The sequence below is a fragment of the Streptomyces sp. DG2A-72 genome (assembly GCF_030499575.1).
In the GTDB taxonomy this organism is placed as follows: domain Bacteria; phylum Actinomycetota; class Actinomycetes; order Streptomycetales; family Streptomycetaceae; genus Streptomyces.
In genome coordinates this window covers 8,729,466-8,741,651 of record NZ_JASTLC010000001.1, presented here as the reverse complement: position 1 = coordinate 8,741,651, position 12,186 = coordinate 8,729,466, and the positions used below count along the sequence as shown (strand labels likewise).

The following is a 12,186-nucleotide window of genomic DNA, read 5'->3' as shown; positions in this document are numbered from 1 at the left end:
TCACCCCCGAAGATCTGGAGGGAGTCATGCAGCGAGGCAGTGATCGGCTGAGCGTCCATCGTGACGACGAGATGAAGCATGAACTGCAGGGTCTGCTGAGGTCGGGGCACCCCACGAGGACCGAGGAGTGGCACGACCCCGAGCCGACTGCCGAGGACGACCCGGAGATCGCGGGCGGGCCGGTGGCGCCGGGGCGCACCCGGGCCTCCCTGGCCGCGGTCCGGCTGGAGCTGGCCAAATTGCTCGGCCGTGGCGCCTTCCCGGCGGGCCCGCGCGAACTTGCCCGCGAGCTGCGCCGGCGGTACGCGCCGGACACCCTCGCCGAGGCGGTGGAACGGCTGCCGCGTTCGGCGCGCTACGCCAACGTCCAGGAACTGGCGGAGGCCCTGACCCGGACGTGAGCGCTCCGCTGGGAGCGCGGTGATTCATCCGCGGGTCGGTGGGGGCTGGTCGCGCCCACGCGGCGGAGCCGCATATTGATACAGCCCCGCGCCCCTGAAGGGGCCAAGGCCTGTCAGGGCCTCAGAAGCAGGCATAGCCGACCCGGCCCGGGGTACTGCGGACGGCGTCGTACCGGCCCGGCGCCGTGGTGCTCACACCGGCCGGGGAACGGAGGAAAGGGCCACCATGATGGCTGAGTTCGTGAGGGATGTCATGACGCCGGGCGTGGTCGCGGTCCGCCCGGACGCCTCGCTCGTCGAAGCGGCGCAGCTGATGCGCACACAGGACATCGGCGATGTGCTGGTGGCCGACGGTTCACGGGTCGTCGGGATGCTCACCGACCGTGACATCGCGGTGCGCGCCGTCGCGGAGGGCGCCGATCCGCTGACGGTGAGCGCCCAGACCGTGTGCACGCCCGATCCGGTCATGGTCGCGCCCGACGACCCGGTGTCCGACGCGATCACCCTGATGCGGGAGCACGCGGTACGCCGGCTGCCGGTCGTGGAGAGCGGCCTGCCGGTCGGCATCGTCACCCTCGGCGACCTCGCCGAGGAGGAGGACCCCGATTCGGCTCTGGCCGACATCAGCCGGGCCGCACCGGACCGCGAGGGACCCGGGTGAGCCGGGACCAGGCCGCCGAGATCAGCGCCACCGGGCGTCACCGTGGACGTCGGTGACGTCACCACCCGCTGGAGCAGCACATCCACAGCTTCCTGGAGTCGCTGCCGTTCGGTGCGCCGGCCTCGCTGATGTGTCTGCACGCCGAACAGGTGAAGGCACTGCTGCGCTGCCGACGCGCGGCCCGACGGAACACCAAGCGCGCCAGGGGTGACGAGGCCCACTGGCGTGCCGAGAAAGGACGGTGAAGGACGATGCGCATCGCGTTTCTGACGGCGCCCGAGGGCGTGGAGCAGATCGAGCTGGCCGACCCGTGGCGGGCGGCTGTCGAGGCGGGGCACGAGCCGGTGCTGGTGTCGACGAAACCCGGACGGGTGCAGGCCTTCGACCACCTCGACAAGGCGGACACCTTCGCCGTGGACGAGGTGGTCGGCGAGGTGCCGGCCGAGTCGTTCGGCGGGCTGGTGCTGCCCGGTGGCGTGGCCAATCCGGATTTCCTGCGGATGGACGAGCTCGCGGTCACGTTCGTCCAGGCGTTCTTCGAGCGGGGAAGGCCGGTCGCCGCGATCTGCCACGCCCCGTGGACGCTGGTCGAGGCGGATGTCGTACGGGGCCGGACGCTCACCTCGTGGCCCAGCCTGCGGACCGACATCCGCAACGCGGGCGGTACCTGGGTCGACGAGCAGGTGCACATCGACGACCAGGGCCCGAACCCGCTGGTCACCAGCCGCAAGCCGGACGACCTGAAGGCGTTCGACGAGGCCTTCCTCGAGGTGTTCGCCCGGCAGACGGTGTGAGCTGCGCCCGGCAGACGGTTTGACCCGCGCCGGGCCTACGAATCCGCGCAGCCCCGTTCCCGGGCCCCTTCGCGTGTGCGACCCGCGGCCACCGGACGCCGCGGGTTGCGGCGCAGATACTCGCCCTCCAGCTGCGCCATCCGATCGTTGTGGGCGCGCAGCGCGTCGTTCGAGCCGTACAGCAGCGTGTCGTGGCGTGTGCGGTGGATGGTCTCCAGCTCTTTCATGAGCTGCTGATCGTCCAGCCGGCCCGGGTCGACTCCGGTCATGGTGGTGCCCCGCTCGTCGTGGTCGTCCATACGGTTCGAGTACCCGCCGGATCTGGCTTCAGCATCCACTGTACGAACACTCCACGGGTCAGCGCGCCCGTTCCACCCGCCGTTCGTCCCACACCGGCTCCGCCGTCTCGCGGACCCGGCCGTCGCTGCCGAAGACCAGGTAGCGGTCGAAGGAGCGGGCGAACCAGCGGTCGTGGGTGACCGCGAGGACCGTGCCGTCGAAGGCCTCCAGGCCCTCCTGGAGTGCCTCGGCGGACTCCAGGTCGAGGTTGTCGGTCGGCTCGTCGAGCAGCAGGGCCGTCACGCCTTCCAGTTCCAGCAGGAGGATCTGGAAGCGGGCCTGCTGGCCGCCGGAGAGCCGGTCGAAGCTCTGCTCGGCCTGGTTCGTCAGCTCGTAGCGGCGCAGCCGGGACATGGCGGCACCGCGGTCCTGGGAGTGCTCGGTCCACAGGATGTCGAGCAGCTTGCGCCCGGTCAGCTCGGGGTGCGCGTGCGTCTGGGCGAAGTGGCCCGGGACGACCCTCGCACCCAGCTTCCACTCCCCCGTGTGCGCGACGGTCTCCCCTGCCAGCAGCCGCAGGAAGTGCGACTTGCCGGAGCCGTTGGAGCCGAGGACGGCGACCCGTTCGCCGTAGAAGACCTCCAGGTCGAAGGGTTTCATCAGGCCGGACAGCTCAAGTTGCTTGCAGGTGACGGCTCTTACGCCGGTACGGCCGCCCTTGAGCCGCATCCTGATGTCCTGCTCGCGCGGCGGCTCCGGCGGCGGACCGGCCTCCTCGAACTTGCGCAGCCTGGTCTGGGCGGCCTGGTAGCGGGAGGCCAGCTCATGGCTGATGGAGGCGGCCTGGCGCAGGTTCAGCACCAGCTTCTTCAGCTGGGCGTGCTTCTCGTCCCAGCGCCTGCGCAACTCCTCGAAGCGGGCGAAGCGTTCGCGCCGGGCGTCGTGGTAGGTGGCAAACCCGCCGCCGTGCACCCAGGCGTCGGCGCCCGCCGGCGAAGGCTCCACCAACACGATCTTCTCGGCGGCACGGGCGAGCAGTTCCCGGTCGTGGGAGACGAAGAGGACCGTCTTGCGGGTCTCCTTCAGCCGCTCCTCCAGCCAGCGCTTGCCGGGCACGTCGAGGTAGTTGTCCGGCTCGTCGAGCAGCAGCACCTCGTCCGTGCCGCGCAGCAGCGCCTCCAGCACCAGCCGCTTCTGCTCGCCGCCGGACAGTGTGCGCACCTCACGGAACTGCGCCTTCTCGTACGGCACGCCCAGCGCGGCCGTGGTGCACATGTCCCACAGGGTCTCGGCCTCGTACCCGTGGGCCTCGGCCCAGTCGGACAGGGCCTGCGCGTACTGCATCTGCGCGGCCTCGTCGTCGACGGTCATGATCGCGTGCTCGGCCTTGTCGACGGCCTTCGCCGCCTCCTGGACACGGGGCGACGCGACCGACACCAGCAGATCCCGTACGGTCGTCTCGTCCCGTACGGAGCCCACGAACTGGCGCATCACGCCGAGGCCGCCGCTCACGGTGACCGTGCCGCCGTGCGGCTTCAGCTCGCCGGAGATCAGCCGCAGCAGGGTCGTCTTGCCCGCGCCGTTCGGGCCGACCAGGGCCACGACGGCGCCTTCGCCGACCCGGAACGACACATCGCCGAGCAGCGCCCTCCCGTCGGGGAGGTAGTACTCGAGATGCGCGGCTTCCAGATGTCCCATGAGGACGCATTCTGCGGGCCGCGGAGGAGTCCGGGCAAACGCTTATCGGGCCTTGCCCGGCCGCCTACAGGGGCTGACCGGTCGGGCCGCTCTCCGTGCCGGGTCCGGTGGCCTCCACGACGGCGCCCGCCCACGACAGTGCCTTCCAGCCGTCGGCCGGGGAGCCCTCCAGGACGACCACGCCGGTGTTGTCGAGGTGGTGGGCGGCGGCGAAGGAGATGTCGACGTTGTCCGCGCGGGCCGCCGTCCACATGCGGATCGCCGCGCCGTGGCTGACCATGGCGACGGTACCGGCCCCGCTGCCTGCGGCTTCGGCGACCACGGCGTCGTAGCGGGCCAGCGCCTCGGTGCCGCTCTCGCCGCCGGGCATCCGCAGCTCCACGTCGCCCGCCGCCCAGGCGAACACGGTCTCCATGTAGGTCCGGCCGTGCTCCCCGTCACCGGGCAGCATCTCCAGATCACCGGCCGTCAGCTCCCGGATGCCGTCGCGGACGATCATGTCGAGGCCGCGGGCGGCGGCGAGCGGGGCGGCGGTGAGCCGGGTGCGGATCAGGGTGGAGATGTACAGGGCCTCGATGTCCTCGTCGGCGAGTGCCTCGGGCAGCAGGGCCGCCTGACGCTCGCCGAGCGCGGTCAGCCCCGGGCCGGGAACCGCCGTGTCCAGCAGATGGTCCACGTTCGAGGGAGTCTGGCCGTGGCGTATGAGGAGCAGGCGCATGTACGGGGTCCTCCGGGTGTGGTTCGCGTCCCGCCGCACAAGAAACGGGCGCTTCAGGGTACCCGGCTCCGCATGAGCCCAGACGTCGATCTCACCGTCCCGAAGCCCGGCCACCATGTGCTGCGTGACTGGCTGCTCGCGCTGGACAACCGGCTCTTCGAGTTCGCCGCCGAGCGCCACTGGCCCGGCGCCGAGCGCATCCTGCCGAAGCTGAGCCGGAGCGCGAACCACGGTGTGCTGTGGTTCGCCACGGCGGCCGTCATCGCGGCGAGCCGGACGCCCCGGGGCCGCCGTGCCGCGGCCCGCGGCGTCGCCTCCCTCAGCCTGGCCTCGGCCACGATCAACACGCTCGGCAAACGCAGTGTGCGCCGCCCGCGCCCCGTCCTCGACCCGGTACCGCTGGTCCGGCAGCTGAAGCGGCAGCCGATCACCACATCGTTCCCGTCCGGTCACTCCGCGTCCGCGGCGGCCTTCGCGACCGGCGTCGCCCTGGAGTCCCCCGCCTGGGGCGCGGCGGTGGCACCGGTCGCGTGGTCGGTCGTCCTGTCCCGCGTCTACACCGGCGTCCACTTCCCGAGCGACGTGCTCGCGGGCGCCGCCCTGGGCGCGGGTGCCGCGTACGCCGTACAGGGCCTGGTGCCGACCCGCCCCCAGGGCACGCCTGCCCGGCCCCGTGCGGACGTCCCCGCCCTGCCGGACGGCGCGGGCCTGGTCGTCGTGGCCAACAAGGCCGCGGGAACCGCCGAGCGCGTGAACGCGCTGGCCCAGTCGCTGCCGCGGGCGGAGATCGTGCAGTGCCAATCGGCGGAGATCCACGACGAGTTGGTGAAGGCGGCGGCCCGCGCCCGGGTGCTCGGCGTGTGCGGCGGCGACGGCACGGTGAACACGGCCGCCGGGATCGCGATGCGCCACGGCCTGCCGCTGGCGGTGCTGCCCGGCGGCACGCTGAACCACTTCGCCCGCGACCTGGGCGTGGAGGACGTCCGCGATCTGAGCCGGGCCGTCCGCGGCGGCGAGGCCGTGCGGGTGGACGTGGGCCGGTTCGTCTGCGGCGAGCGGAACGGCATCTTCCTCAACACCTGCAGCCTGGGCGTCTACCCGGAGCTGGTGCGCGAACGGGACCGCTGGTCGCACCGGATCGGCGGCTGGCCGGCGGGCGTCCTCGCGGCACTGCGCGTGCTGAACGCCGACCGCCATCCACTGCAGGCCGAACTCGGCGGCCGGGCACGCCCGTTGTGGCTGCTGTTCGTCGGGAACGGCACCTACCACCGGATGGGCCTGGTGCCGGGCCGGCGTGCGGATCTGGCGGACGGACGGTTCGACGTACGGGTGGTGCACGGCGGCCGCAAACCGGCGCTGCGGCTGCTCGCGGCGGCCTTCGCGGGCCCGCTCACCCGCTCCCCGGCCCACGCGGCGGTCCAGGTGGGCCGGCTGCGGGTGGCCGGCGTCGCGCCGGGGACCCTGCTCGCCCACGACGGCGAAGTCACGGAGGTGGCGGGCGAGGTGACGGTGGAGAAGCTGCCGGAGGCGCTCACGGTGTACCGCCCGCTGAACGGGAAGTCCGTATAGACAGCCCCAGCCATGTCCACATAGTAAAACGCCAGTCTCATCATTCGACATGCCGACGTACCGTGTCAGCATGTCGAAACCGCAGGGGAAAACCCGGGAAACCGCCGTCTACACCCACGGCCACCACGAGTCCGTGCTGCGCTCGCACACCTGGCGGACCGCCGCCAACTCCGCCGCCTACCTGCTCGGTTCACTCAAGCCGCATATGAAGATCCTGGACATCGGATGCGGCCCGGGCACGATCACGGCCGACCTGGCGGCGCTGGTCCCCGAGGGGCACGTCACCGGCGTCGACCGGGCGCCGGAGATCCTGGAGCGGGCCCGGGACACCGCCGCCGAGCGGGGCCTGACGAACACCGGCTTCGCGGTGGCCGACGTCCACGCGCTGGACTTCCCGGACGACACGTTCTGCGTGGTCCACGCCCACCAGGTGCTCCAGCATGTCGGCGATCCGGTGCGGGCGCTGCGTGAGATGGCCCGGGTGACGAAGCCGGGCGGGTTCATCGCCGTCCGCGACTCGGACTACGCGGCGATGACCTGGTATCCCGCGTCTTCGGGCCTGGACGACTGGCTGGACCTGTACCGGCGGGTGGCCCGCGCCAACGGCGGCGAGCCGGACGCGGGACGCCGGCTGAAGTCCTGGGCGCTGGCGGCGGGCCTCACCGACATCACCGCCACCTCCAGCACCTGGACCTTCTCGACGCCGGACGAGCGGGCCTGGTGGAGCGGCCTGTGGGCGGACCGCACCCTGGCGTCGGCGTACGCCGAGCGCGCCACGGCCGGCGCTCACGCGACCCCCGAGCAACTACGGGCCGTGTCGGCCGCCTGGCGGGAGTGGGGGACGCGGGAGGACGGCTGGTTCAGCGTGCTGCACGGGGAGATCCTCTGCCGGAAGAAAGCCTGAGAAAGAAAGCCTGAAAGCCGGATTCCTGGAAACCCGGCCAGCAGGAGGTCGAATTATGGTTCCCATTCTGCTGGTACTACTTCTGGCGCTGGTTCTTTTCGGTGCCGGATTCGCCGTAAAGCTGCTGTGGTGGATCGCGCTGGCGGTGCTGGTGCTGTGGCTGCTGGGATTCCTGATGCGAGGCACGACGGCAGCCGGTGGCAGGGGCCGCTGGTACAGGTGGTGAATCTGCTCCCCCGGTAAATCCCTGGCCCCCGGTCAATCCCTGGCCCCGGTCATCCCCTGGCCGCTGGTCAGTCCCTGGGGAGCAGCGGTCCGAGCGGCCCGAGGTCCAGATTGAGGTCCTCGGGCCGCAGTCCGTAGCGCTCACGGAGTTCGGTCATCCGGTCGTCGAGCAGCATCAGCGTGAGCCCGATCCGCTCCTCCTGCTCCTCGGTCAGACCACCCTCGTCGAAGCGGCGCAGCGCCTGTCGCTCCATGAGCTGGCGCAGCAGCTCCACGACGGTCAGGACGAGCTTGACGAGGTCGCGTTCGACCGTGTCGGGCTCCAGGTCGAGCCGGTTGCGCGGGGTCATGTCAGCTCCTGAAAGGGCGAGGGCACCTGTGCGTTCACGGAGCTGATCAGCGCGTTCAGGTCGATGCGGACGAGGTCGACGTCCGCGATGCGCAGAGTGATGTCTCCCGTGATGACGACGCCGCCGGCCAGCAGCCGGTCGAGCAGGTCCACGAGGGCGACCTCACGGCGTTCGATGACGGTCACGCGCCCTCCTCCCCGACGAAGGAATAGGCCGCCCAGGGCCCGGTGAGTTCGACGCGAATTCCCGTTTCCTCGTCCTTCGTACGGTCCACCATTTCGACGAAGCCCTCCGAATCGGCGCGCGGCACGAGATAGGCGGCGTTGAGCACATTCCGTCCGGAGGCGCCGGAAAGGGAGGTGCTCTGCGGGGCGTGCAGCCGGGAATCCTCGGCACGGGCGGAAAGCGTCGCGTGCAGTCTGCTCGCGAACCTCTCCGCCTGCTGCCACCTGCCCTCGTGCGCACGGACCCGCGAACGCCGCTGCCGAAGATAGTCCCGGCCCGACGCGGCCGTCCCCGTCCCGGCAGGCGGGCCGGTCTCCGCGGGCTCCGTGTCGACGTACACCTTCACGCCCCATTCCACCCGCCCCTCCAGCCGGTCCAGGGTGCGGCGGAACTCCGCCTCGCGTGCCTCCATCATGATCCGTACGCCGCTGTCGTCCCGGAAGACCGTGGCGAGCCGGAGCGGCAGGGGCGTGGTGACCGCGGTGAGCGCGTCGATCACGCTCTGGTGGGCGCGGGCGGTCTCGGTGAGCCAGTCCAGGTCCTCCAGATGGGCACGGAGCGGTTCTTCGGCGAAGTCTCGCTCCGGCACCGTGCTGAGGACGGCGACCAGGCCGTGGTGCGTCAGCTGTTTCGGCGGCTCGCCCGCGACGCCCTTGAGCTGGGCCTGGAGCGCGGACCGGAAGGGACGGCACACGGCGTAGACGTAACGCAGGCCGGTCATGGGATCTCCTCCTGCCCTCGGCCGGGCTCCAGAGCGGCCAGCCGCTCCCGCAGCTCGGCGTTCTCACGGGCGAGCTCGTCGCGCCGGGCACGTGAGGACAGCGACGGGTCGTCCTCCCACCAGTCGATACCCATCTCGCGTGCCTTGTCGACGGAAGCGACGATCAGCCGCAGCTTGACGGTGAGCAGCTCGATGTCGAGCAGGTTGATCCGGATGTCGCCGGCGATGACGACACCCTTGTCGAGCACGCGCTCCAGGATGTCGGCGAGGTTGGCGCCGCCGTTCGGGCCGTAGGGCTCGGGAACCCGGCTGGGCGTCGTCATCGGCGGCTCCCGCCGTCGGCGTACTCGTACGCCTCTCCCTCGAGGGTGACGTAGCGAACGTAGTTCTTGAGGTCGAGGCGGGCCCGGCGGCCCTGGGCACGCCAGAGGTTGCCGGTCTTCTGGAACAGGCCCTTGGGGTAGTACTCGATCACCAGCAGGACACGGGTGAGGGTGTCGGCGAGGGGGTGGAAGGAGACGACGCCCTTCATCGCGCCCTTGGTGCCCTCCGACGTCCACGCGATGCGGTCGTCGAAGAGCTGCGTGTCGTCGGTCTCCTGGTAGCGGGTCCACTGATCGTAGGCGGTGCGCAGCGGTACGCCGACGTCGGCGTACTCGATGATGACGGTGGGCTTCTTGCCGGCGCCGACGACGTTGTCCTTGGCGCGGGCGGCGCCGAGTTCCAGGGCGCTGCGCAGCGGCCCCTTGCCCTCGGCGAGCTTGCGGCCACCGTCCAGGGCGAGCTTGGCGAAGCCGGGGCTCCGGCCCTCGGCCATGTCGTTCAGCTTGAGCGTGGTCTCGCCGAGCTTGCGGCCGACGCCGACCAGCAGGCGCTGGGCCTGGGCAGCGAGGTACTCCTGCAGTTCGGCCCGGAGCCGGTCGGCGGCTTCGCTGTGGGCGAGGTCGCCGAGCGGGCTCGGGGTCGCTCCGCGCGTGGCGGAGCGTGCGGATCCGAGGGTCTCGGTCATCACTCACCGCCCCCCTTCGGCAGCCGGGACCGGGCACCGCGGGTGGCGCTCCTGGCTCCGGTGGTGCTCTTCCGCGCGGCGGCAGCGGTCTTCTTCGCTGCCGCCTTCTTCGCCGTCGTCTTCTTCGCCGTCGTCTTCTTCGCCGTCGTCTTCTTGGCCGGCGCGGTCTTCGTGGTGGCCTTCTTCGCGGGCGGCTTCTCGGCCTTCGCGGGCGGCTTCTCGGCCGCCTTCTTGGCCGGTGCCTTCCTCGCCGCTTCGCTCCGCCGCAGCTCCGGCTCTCCATCGTCGTAGTCCTCGGCACCCTCAGAATCCTCGGCGCCCGCTACGTCCTCCACGTCCTCGAACTCCTCGTAGCCCTCCGCCTCTTCGGCCTCCTCGGGCCCACTGGGCTCCTCGTCCTCCCCATTCCTCTCGAAGCCGAGGTCGGGTGCTTCGGGCGCCACGCCCGCGAGCTGGTCACGGACCTGTTCGGTACGTCCGTGCAGCCGGTCCGCGATGGCGTCGAGCCGTCGCTCGACCATGGCGCCCGATGCCGCCTTGCCGACGCCTCGCAGGTCCTCGCGAAGCTGGTCCCCGATCTCCTTGAACTGCGGGTTGTCCGCCAGTTGCCGGGTCACCAGGTCCGCGAGCGCCCGCGGGCCGAGTTGCATCCGCCTGCCGGCCACCAACGTGCCGACGGCGAACGCCAGTTTCATCTTCTTCGTACGTCCGAGGACGTATCCGGCCCCTATCGCGAGGCCCAGTCCCGCTCGGTTCATCGCGCCGTCCCGTTGCCAGTGCCCGCGCTGCCGCGCAGGCCTGTCTCCAGCCGGTCGAGGAGCTCGTCCTCCCGGCGGTCGAACTCCTCCTCGCCGATCTCACCTGCCTCCAACCGGTCTTCGAGCAAGGCGAGTTCGGCCCGGACGGCGGCCGGATCGTAGTAGATCCGCTCCGCCTCGCTCAGTACCTGTCTCATGACCCAGGCGCTGCCGCGCACCGGGGCGAACGGCAGCAGCAGGATCTCTCCGATCAGTCCCATGCCTCACTCCTCGGCGGCGTCGGCGCCGAGGACGCTGCCCGCCGGCTGGGCCGGGCCGGGCTCGACGAAGCTGTACGGCGGCAGCGGGCCGTTGAGACGGAGTTCGAGGTGGGGGAAGGCCTTGCGGATCTCCTCCACGCCGGTCACGAACGTCTCGGCCGTCTCCCGCTCCACCAGGAACGACAGATTGGCCAGCCAGCCGGTGGACTCGGGGCCCACGCTCACGGCTGCCGCGGCCGGTTCCAGGGCGGCGCGCACCTCGGTCGCGTCCTCGGCCTCGCGGGCCTTGACCGCGGCGACCACCGTCTCGCCGAGCCGCAGCCGCTGTTCGTAACTGCCGCCTCCTGCCTTCCGGTTGGCCTCGGTCATGGCCCGGATCTCCGGGTTCTCGGAGAGCAGCCGGTGCAGGACGGCCTCCTCGTCGTGCACCGCCTTGACGTTGTACTCGACCTTGCCGTCCAGCGCCCGCAGCCGCTCCTTGTAGTGGTCGGCGCGCTCGGCGAGCACACCGGTGACGGTCTCGTCGTCCGGCGCGACGCTGCCGAAGCGCATGGGGAGCACACACCCGGCGGCGCCGGTCTCGGCGAGCACGGCCTGATGCGCCAGCAGATCCCGGCGCTTGGGGCGCAGCCCCTCGGGCGCGTCACTGACAAGGGCCGCGAGGTCGGCCGCGGTCAGGACACGGACGGGGCGCGGCGGGTCGCCGACGCCGGACAGCTTCTTGGGCAGGGACGGATGGGAGGCGGCGGCGATGCCGTACACGTACGTGCTCACTCCTGTTCCCCCTTCCGGCGTGCCGCGGTCGACTTGCGGGCGCGCGGCCTCGGCTCGGCCTCCCCTTCCTGGCGGGCCTGCTTGAACGCGTCGGAGATGGTTTCGGCGGCGCCGGACAGCGCCCCCTTGGACTTGCCCTGCGCGCCGGACTCGGTGATCTCGCCGACCATGTCGGGCAGACCGGGGCTCTTGCGCGGCCCCGCCTCCAGGTCGAGCCGGTTGCACGCCTCGGCGAAGCGCAGATAGGTGTCGACGCTGGCGACGACCACGCGGACGTCGATCTTCAGGATCTCGATGCCGACGAGGGAGACCCGCACGAACGCGTCGATGACGAGTCCCCTGTCGAGGACGAGTTCCAGGACGTCGTAGAGGCCGCTGGTGCCGCCTCCTCCGCCGGCTTGCTGTGCCGGGACAACGGTCATGCCGACCGTTCCTCCTTGTCTTGGGATGTGGTGGGCGGGCGGCCTAGCGGCCGGCGGGCCTGTGTGCGTCGGACCGCCCGCGTTCATAACGGCGAACGCGCCGGTAGCCGGTGAGCTGTCCGTGGGGGTCGAGATCGACCTGGTAGCTCGCGAGCAGGCTCATCGTGTCGGGGACGCGGGCCAGTTCCAGGACCTCGATCTCCAACGTCCAGCCGTCCTCGGTCTGTTCGAAGGACGACACCGTCTCCGCGGTCATGCCGGTGAGTTCGGCGAGCTGGGTGCTTCCTTGGCGCAGCACTTCCATGGGGGTCGGCCGGTCGTCCGCCCCGCCCTGTCGTCTGGATGATGTGGGTTCGTTCTGTGAATTAGTCATGGGCGCCTCGAACGGCGAGTGGCCAAAGACGCGTTCGCCAAACCC

General features: G+C 71.2%; 18 protein-coding genes and 2 pseudogenes. 7 read left to right on the top strand and 13 right to left on the bottom strand.

Annotation, left to right across the window (positions count from 1 at the left end; translation table 11 throughout):
• Nucleotides 1–26: 26 nt before the first annotated feature.
• The 4 genes and pseudogenes from QQY66_RS41575 (at nucleotide 27) to QQY66_RS41560 (ending at nucleotide 1,856) form a co-directional block, all read left to right on the top strand.
• Nucleotides 27–401 (top strand): DUF2795 domain-containing protein, encoded by a 375-nt coding sequence (locus QQY66_RS41575; RefSeq protein ID WP_301985585.1) that lies wholly within the window; start codon nucleotides 27–29, stop codon nucleotides 399–401.
• 229 nt (nucleotides 402–630) lie between these two features.
• Nucleotides 631–1,062, top strand: coding sequence for a CBS domain-containing protein (locus QQY66_RS41570; protein WP_301987667.1), 432 nt, complete (start codon nucleotides 631–633; stop codon nucleotides 1,060–1,062).
• A 65-nt stretch (nucleotides 1,063–1,127) separates the two neighbouring features.
• Nucleotides 1,128–1,307, top strand: a pseudogene (locus QQY66_RS41565) (diguanylate cyclase); the annotation flags it as partial.
• A 6-nt stretch (nucleotides 1,308–1,313) separates the two neighbouring features.
• Complete coding sequence (locus QQY66_RS41560) at nucleotides 1,314–1,856, top strand: type 1 glutamine amidotransferase domain-containing protein (RefSeq protein WP_301985584.1); 543 nt, start codon at nucleotides 1,314–1,316, stop codon at nucleotides 1,854–1,856.
• Between the two features lie 35 nt (nucleotides 1,857–1,891).
• Here QQY66_RS41560 and QQY66_RS41555 read toward each other — a convergent pair whose 3' ends face one another.
• The 3 genes from QQY66_RS41555 to QQY66_RS41545 form a co-directional block, all read right to left on the bottom strand.
• Complete coding sequence (locus QQY66_RS41555; protein WP_301985583.1) at nucleotides 1,892–2,155, bottom strand: DUF6158 family protein; 264 nt, start codon at nucleotides 2,153–2,155, stop codon at nucleotides 1,892–1,894.
• Nucleotides 2,156–2,213: 58 nt separating this feature from the next.
• Nucleotides 2,214–3,833: an ABC-F family ATP-binding cassette domain-containing protein gene (locus QQY66_RS41550; protein ID WP_301985582.1), complete on the bottom strand. Its 1,620-nt coding sequence runs from the start codon at nucleotides 3,831–3,833 to the stop codon at nucleotides 2,214–2,216.
• Between the two features lie 64 nt (nucleotides 3,834–3,897).
• On the bottom strand, nucleotides 3,898–4,551 hold the full coding sequence (locus tag QQY66_RS41545) for a histidine phosphatase family protein (protein WP_301985581.1): 654 nt from the start codon (nucleotides 4,549–4,551) through the stop codon (nucleotides 3,898–3,900).
• A gap of 72 nt (nucleotides 4,552–4,623) precedes the next feature.
• Here QQY66_RS41545 and QQY66_RS41540 point away from each other — a divergent pair, with 72 nt between their 5' ends.
• From QQY66_RS41540 to QQY66_RS41530, 3 genes are all read left to right on the top strand, one after another.
• Nucleotides 4,624–6,120, top strand: a complete 1,497-nt coding sequence (locus tag QQY66_RS41540) for a bifunctional phosphatase PAP2/diacylglycerol kinase family protein (RefSeq protein WP_301985580.1) — start codon at nucleotides 4,624–4,626, stop codon at nucleotides 6,118–6,120.
• Nucleotides 6,121–6,190: 70 nt separating this feature from the next.
• Nucleotides 6,191–7,024 (top strand): class I SAM-dependent methyltransferase, encoded by an 834-nt coding sequence (locus QQY66_RS41535; protein ID WP_301985579.1) that lies wholly within the window; start codon nucleotides 6,191–6,193, stop codon nucleotides 7,022–7,024.
• 55 nt (nucleotides 7,025–7,079) lie between these two features.
• Nucleotides 7,080–7,250, top strand: coding sequence for a hydrophobic protein (locus QQY66_RS41530; RefSeq protein WP_301985578.1), 171 nt, complete (start codon nucleotides 7,080–7,082; stop codon nucleotides 7,248–7,250).
• A gap of 67 nt (nucleotides 7,251–7,317) precedes the next feature.
• Here QQY66_RS41530 and QQY66_RS41525 read toward each other — a convergent pair whose 3' ends face one another.
• The 10 genes and pseudogenes from QQY66_RS41525 to QQY66_RS41480 all read right to left on the bottom strand — a co-directional run bounded on the left by QQY66_RS41525 (nucleotide 7,318) and on the right by QQY66_RS41480 (nucleotide 12,141).
• The gene (locus QQY66_RS41525; protein WP_301985577.1) at nucleotides 7,318–7,599 is read right to left on the bottom strand and encodes a gas vesicle protein K; all 282 of its coding nucleotides are present in this window, start codon (nucleotides 7,597–7,599) and stop codon (nucleotides 7,318–7,320) included.
• Nucleotides 7,596–7,784, bottom strand: coding sequence for a gas vesicle protein (locus QQY66_RS41520; protein WP_301985576.1), 189 nt, complete (start codon nucleotides 7,782–7,784; stop codon nucleotides 7,596–7,598). Before QQY66_RS41520 ends, QQY66_RS41525 begins: the two co-directional genes overlap by 4 nt.
• Entirely contained in the window at nucleotides 7,781–8,545 is a 765-nt protein-coding gene (locus QQY66_RS41515; RefSeq protein ID WP_301985575.1) for a GvpL/GvpF family gas vesicle protein, read from the bottom strand. The genes QQY66_RS41520 and QQY66_RS41515 overlap by 4 nt, the downstream gene beginning before the upstream one ends.
• Nucleotides 8,542–8,868, bottom strand: coding sequence for a gas vesicle protein (locus QQY66_RS41510; protein WP_301985574.1), 327 nt, complete (start codon nucleotides 8,866–8,868; stop codon nucleotides 8,542–8,544). The genes QQY66_RS41515 and QQY66_RS41510 overlap by 4 nt, the downstream gene beginning before the upstream one ends.
• 29 nt (nucleotides 8,869–8,897) lie before the next feature.
• Nucleotides 8,898–9,554: pseudogene (locus QQY66_RS41505) on the bottom strand (cyclase); the annotation flags it as partial.
• Entirely contained in the window at nucleotides 9,554–10,312 is a 759-nt protein-coding gene (locus tag QQY66_RS41500) for a DNA primase (protein ID WP_301985572.1), read from the bottom strand. The gene QQY66_RS41500 and the pseudogene QQY66_RS41505, both read right to left, overlap by 1 nt.
• Nucleotides 10,309–10,572: a gas vesicle protein GvpG gene (locus QQY66_RS41495; RefSeq protein ID WP_301985571.1), complete on the bottom strand. Its 264-nt coding sequence runs from the start codon at nucleotides 10,570–10,572 to the stop codon at nucleotides 10,309–10,311. The genes QQY66_RS41500 and QQY66_RS41495 overlap by 4 nt, the downstream gene beginning before the upstream one ends.
• Before the next feature lie 3 nt (nucleotides 10,573–10,575).
• The gene (locus tag QQY66_RS41490) at nucleotides 10,576–11,346 is read right to left on the bottom strand and encodes a GvpL/GvpF family gas vesicle protein (RefSeq protein ID WP_301985569.1); all 771 of its coding nucleotides are present in this window, start codon (nucleotides 11,344–11,346) and stop codon (nucleotides 10,576–10,578) included.
• Nucleotides 11,343–11,768, bottom strand: coding sequence for a gas vesicle structural protein GvpA (locus tag QQY66_RS41485; RefSeq protein ID WP_301985568.1), 426 nt, complete (start codon nucleotides 11,766–11,768; stop codon nucleotides 11,343–11,345). Before QQY66_RS41485 ends, QQY66_RS41490 begins: the two co-directional genes overlap by 4 nt.
• A 43-nt stretch (nucleotides 11,769–11,811) precedes the next feature.
• Nucleotides 11,812–12,141: a gas vesicle protein gene (locus QQY66_RS41480; protein ID WP_301985567.1), complete on the bottom strand. Its 330-nt coding sequence runs from the start codon at nucleotides 12,139–12,141 to the stop codon at nucleotides 11,812–11,814.
• Between the last annotated feature and the right edge of the window lie 45 nt (nucleotides 12,142–12,186).